Raw genomic sequence first — 4,010 nt, forward strand, 5'->3', positions numbered from 1 at the left:
CCCCGCGCGGCCCCCAGTACAGCGCCCCCGCCCAGGCCCCCGCCCCCCCCCGCCCCCCCCCGCCGCGCGGCGCGGGGGCACCGGGGGGGCGCGCGGGGGCCCGCGGGGCGCCCCCCGCCGGGGCGGCCCCGCGCCTCGGCCTGCTTCTCCTCCTCGAACTTGCCGTCGTCGCCCTGCTCGGCGGCGACCGGCACGGCGGCGGCGAGCGGCGCCCAGGTGATCTGGGTGAGCAGCGGCTCCCACACGCTGAGGATCACGATCGGTTCCGGCCGGAGGTGCTGCGCGGCGTATTCGATCGCGGTCTTCGAGTCTTCAGAACCGTCGAATGCAATCAGTACTGTCATACCGGAGATATCTCCAGATCAGCCTGCGGAATTCCCTCCGGGACCGCTCGTGATCAAGCTCTCACCCGGCCGCGGGCGCGCGCCCGGGGCCGGGCGGACCGGCGAACGCCTGCGCCACGTCCAGCCACCGGTCGGCGTCCGCGCCCGTCGCGACGACGGCGAGATCGGCCCGGTTGCGCCGCTGCGTGACCAGGTGGCAGAAGTCGAGCGCCGGCCCGGTGACCGACTGCGCCGCGCCGTCCGGGCCCCATGTCCACTTCTCGCCGCCCGGGCCGGTCAGCTTGACGCGGAACTCCTCCGCGGGCGGCTCCAGGCCCCGGTTGCGGAACGCGAAGTCGCGGGTCCGGACGCCGATGTGCGCCACGTGCCGGAGCCGGGCCGACGGCTCGCGCCGGACGCCGAGCGCGTCCGCGACGTCCTCGCCGTGCGCCCACGTCTCCATCAGCCGCGCCGTCGCCATGGACGGCACGCTCATCGGCGGCCCGAACCACGGCAGCCGGGTCCCCGGCGGGACGGCGGCGAGCGCCCCGACCATGCGGCGGCGGCCGTCCCGCCACCGGGCGAGCAGGTCGGCGGGGTCCGCGGCCGCGCCCTCGCGGGCGCCCCGCTCGACGTAGCCGGCGGGATCCGCGACGGCCTGTTCGAGGTGGTGCGCGAACGCGTCGGCGTCGGTCGCGGCGTCGACCGCCTGCCCGTCCGTCCAGGCCAGGTGGGCGATCTGGTGCGCGATCGTCCAGCCCTCGGCGGGCGTCGGGTCCGCCCAGCGCGCGGCGGGCAGCGGCGCCACCAGGGCGTCGAGGGAGTCGCCTTCGGCGGCGAGGTCGGCGAGCAGGCTGTGCAGGTCCGGCATCCGACCAGGATTCCGTGCCGGACGCCGTCCCGTACAGCCCTGGACCGTCCCGAACAGAACGCGATTCAGTGCAGGAGCACGCCGGTCGGTCCGTGAGCGCGCGGGGCGCGGGCAGGCGGGTCAGTCCACGAGCGCGCGGGCGGCGGCGTAGTCGGCCTTGCCGTTGGGCAGCCGCAGCGAGCCGTCGGTCCGCACGAACGCCTTCGGGATCTTGTAGCGGGCCAGCCGGGCGGCGCAGCCCGCGCGCAGCGCGCCGTCCTCGGGGGCGGTCGCCGGGCGCAGCACCGCGACGATCTCGGTGCCCCAGCGCTCGCTCGGCCGGCCCACGACCAGCGCGTCCTCGACGCCGGGCAGCTCGCGCAGCACGCCCTCGACCTCCTCGGCGAACACCTTCTCGCCGCCGGTGTTGATCGTCGTCGCCTCGCGCCCGTGCACCTCGACGGTGCCGTCCGCCAGGTGGCGGGCCCGGTCGCCGGGCACGACGAGGCGGTCCCCGCCGATCGTCAGGAACGTGGCGGCGGTCTTGTCCGGGTCGCCGAGGTAGCCGAGCGGGATCGCGTCGCCGCCCTTGGCCAGCCAGCCCAGCTCGTCCTCGCCCGGTTCCAGCCTGCGGGTGCGGTCGGCGCTCAGTACCGCGCCGCCGGGCGCCATCGCGAACGTGCGGGCCTCCGCGCCGGCGCGGGTCACCGCGAAGCCGCTCTCCGACGAGCCGAGGACGTCGACGATCCGCGCGCCGGGCAGCAGGTCCAGCAGCCGCCGCTTCACCTCGGGGCTGATCGCCGCCGCCGAGTTGATCAGCGTGCGGAGCGTGCCCAGGTCGTGCGGGCGGCGCTCCAGCGCGTCCGCGACCGGCCGCGCGAACGCGTCGCCGACCAGCGGCATCCGGGTCGCCCGCTCGCGCTCGGCGGTCGCCATGAGGTCGGCCGCGTCCAGGCCGTCCACCCGGTCCGGGAAGATCACGCAGCCGCCGGCGCACCACGCGCCGAGGGCCGACCAGGTGCCGGCGCCGTGCATCAGCGGCGGGCCGACGACCACCCGCTGGTCGGTGCGCAGCGCCCGCGCGACCGCCTCGTCCAGGTCGTCGACGGGGGAGCCGTCGCGGCGGCGCATGCCGAGCGGTCCGAGCATCAGGTCGCCGATCCGCCACAGCACCCCCTTGGGCAGCCCGGTCGTCCCGCCGGTGTAGAGGATGTGCAGGTCGCCGGCCTCGGGCCGGACGCCGGGCAGGGGATCGGCGGACGCCGCCGCGAGGGCCGCCTCGTAGTCGAGGGCGCCGGGCAGCAGGCCGGCGCCGGACTCGTCCGCCACCTGGAGGAGCAGCGGGGGGACGCCGAGGCGCTTCACGACCCGCTCGATCGCCTCGGCGAACCGCGCGTGGTACATGATCGCGGCCGGGCGCGCGTCGGCGAACAGCTGCGCCAGCTCGTCGTTCACGTACCGGTAGTTGACGTTGAACGGGGCGACGCGGGCCTTGTGCGCGCCGACCAGGCCCTCGACGTACTCGGGGCCGTTGTGCAGATAGAGCGCCAGGTGATCGTGCGGCGACTCCCACGGCTCGGCCGCGCGCCGGTCGCCGCGGACGCCGAGCCCGTGCTCGTGCAGGACGTGCGCGAGCCGGCGCGTCCGCCCGGCGACCTCGCTCCAGCTCAGCCGCCGGTCGCGCCAGACCATCGCCTCGCGGTCGGGAACGGCGGCGGCGACGGCCTCGTGCAGGGTCGCCAGGTCGAGCTGGGGCATGCGGCTCTCCTCCGGGGGACGCGGGCGGGACGGGTGCGGGTCGGGTGCGGGTCGGGGACGCGCGTCGGAGGTCAGCGTAAACGACCACTTACCGTCGTGACCGAATCGGGTTCGATTACCGGCATGTCGCGCCAAACACCGACAATCTGCAGGTGGTCGGATCGCAAAAGCCCGTCGGGGAGGTGACCCGCGGCACCACCAACCCCAACCGCCTCCGCCGGATCGACCGCTGGATCGCCGCCACGCAGGCCGCCGCGCTGCGCGCGGGCGACCGCCCCCTCGCCGTCGACCTCGGCTACGGCGCGTCCCCCGTCACCACCTACGAGCTCTACACGCGGCTGCGCGCGGTCTCGCCCCGGCTGGAGGTCGTCGGCATCGAGATCGAACCCGACCGCGTCGCCGCGGGCCACGCCTTCCTCGGCAGGACCGGACCGCACGACGGGCTCTCGTTCCGGCGCGGCGGCTTCGAGGTGCCCGTGCCGCGCAGGCCCGTCCTGATCCGCGCGTTCAACGTGCTCCGCCAGTACGACGAGGCCGCGGCGTGGCGCGCCTGGGAGCGGCTGTGCTCGCGGCTCGCGCCCGGCGGCGTCCTCGTCGAGGGCACCTGCGACGAGATCGGGCGCCGCGCCGTCTGGGTCGCGCTCGGCTCCGAGGGGCCGCGGACGATCACCTTCGCGGCCCGTCTCCCGGCCCTCGACCGCCCGTCCGACTTGGCCGAACGCCTCCCGAAGACGCTGATACACCGCAACGTGCCCGGCGAACCCGTGCACGACCTCCTCGCGGCGTTCGACCGCTGCTGGGCGACGGCCGCGCCGCACTCGGCGTTCGGCCCCCGCGCCCGCTGGATCGAGGCGGTCCGGCTGCTCGCCCGGACCCATCCCGTCCTCACCCGCCCGCCCTACGGCGGCCGCCGGCGCTGGCGCCTCGGCGAGCTGACCCTCCCCTGGACGGCCGTCGCCCCCCGCACTTCTGGTTGAGCCGCGGGGGGGGGGCGGCGCCGGCGGGGGGGGGGGGGCGCCCCGCCCCCCCCCCGCCCGGCCGGCCGCGGCGGGGGGGCGGGGGGGGGGCGCCCGGGGGCC

Annotated in this window: 4 protein-coding genes; 1 reads left to right on the top strand and 3 read right to left on the bottom strand. The window is 77.1% G+C overall.

Annotation, left to right across the window (positions count from 1 at the left end; all coding sequences use genetic code 11):
* The 3 genes from ABZ914_RS20695 to ABZ914_RS20705 form a co-directional block, all read right to left on the bottom strand.
* The coding region (locus ABZ914_RS20695; protein ID WP_500194875.1) for a universal stress protein at nt 1-344 on the bottom strand (344 nt) is incomplete at its 3' end.
* A 61-nt stretch (nt 345-405) separates the two neighbouring features.
* On the bottom strand, nt 406-1,194 hold the full coding sequence (locus ABZ914_RS20700) for a TIGR03084 family metal-binding protein (RefSeq protein ID WP_500194877.1): 789 nt from the start codon (nt 1,192-1,194) through the stop codon (nt 406-408).
* Nucleotides 1,195-1,314: 120 nt separating this feature from the next.
* Nucleotides 1,315-2,931, bottom strand: coding sequence for an AMP-binding protein (locus tag ABZ914_RS20705; RefSeq protein ID WP_500194879.1), 1,617 nt, complete (start codon nt 2,929-2,931; stop codon nt 1,315-1,317).
* 152 nt (nt 2,932-3,083) lie between these two features.
* Here ABZ914_RS20705 and ABZ914_RS20710 point away from each other — a divergent pair, with 152 nt between their 5' ends.
* The gene (locus ABZ914_RS20710) at nt 3,084-3,908 is read left to right on the top strand and encodes a class I SAM-dependent methyltransferase (RefSeq protein WP_500194880.1); all 825 of its coding nucleotides are present in this window, start codon (nt 3,084-3,086) and stop codon (nt 3,906-3,908) included.
* Nucleotides 3,909-4,010 lie beyond the last annotated feature (102 nt).

It is taken from the genome of Spirillospora sp. NPDC046719 (assembly GCF_040645715.1).
GTDB lineage: Bacteria > Actinomycetota > Actinomycetes > Streptosporangiales > Streptosporangiaceae > Spirillospora.

Excerpts from the sequence above, each read along its gene's own strand:
- ABZ914_RS20700 (WP_500194877.1), bottom strand. The coding sequence starts at position 1,194 with ATGCCGGACCTGCACAGCCTGCTCGCCGACCTCGCCGCCGAAGGCGAC.
- ABZ914_RS20705 (WP_500194879.1), bottom strand. The coding sequence starts at position 2,931 with ATGCCCCAGCTCGACCTGGCGACCCTGCACGAGGCCGTCGCCGCCGCC.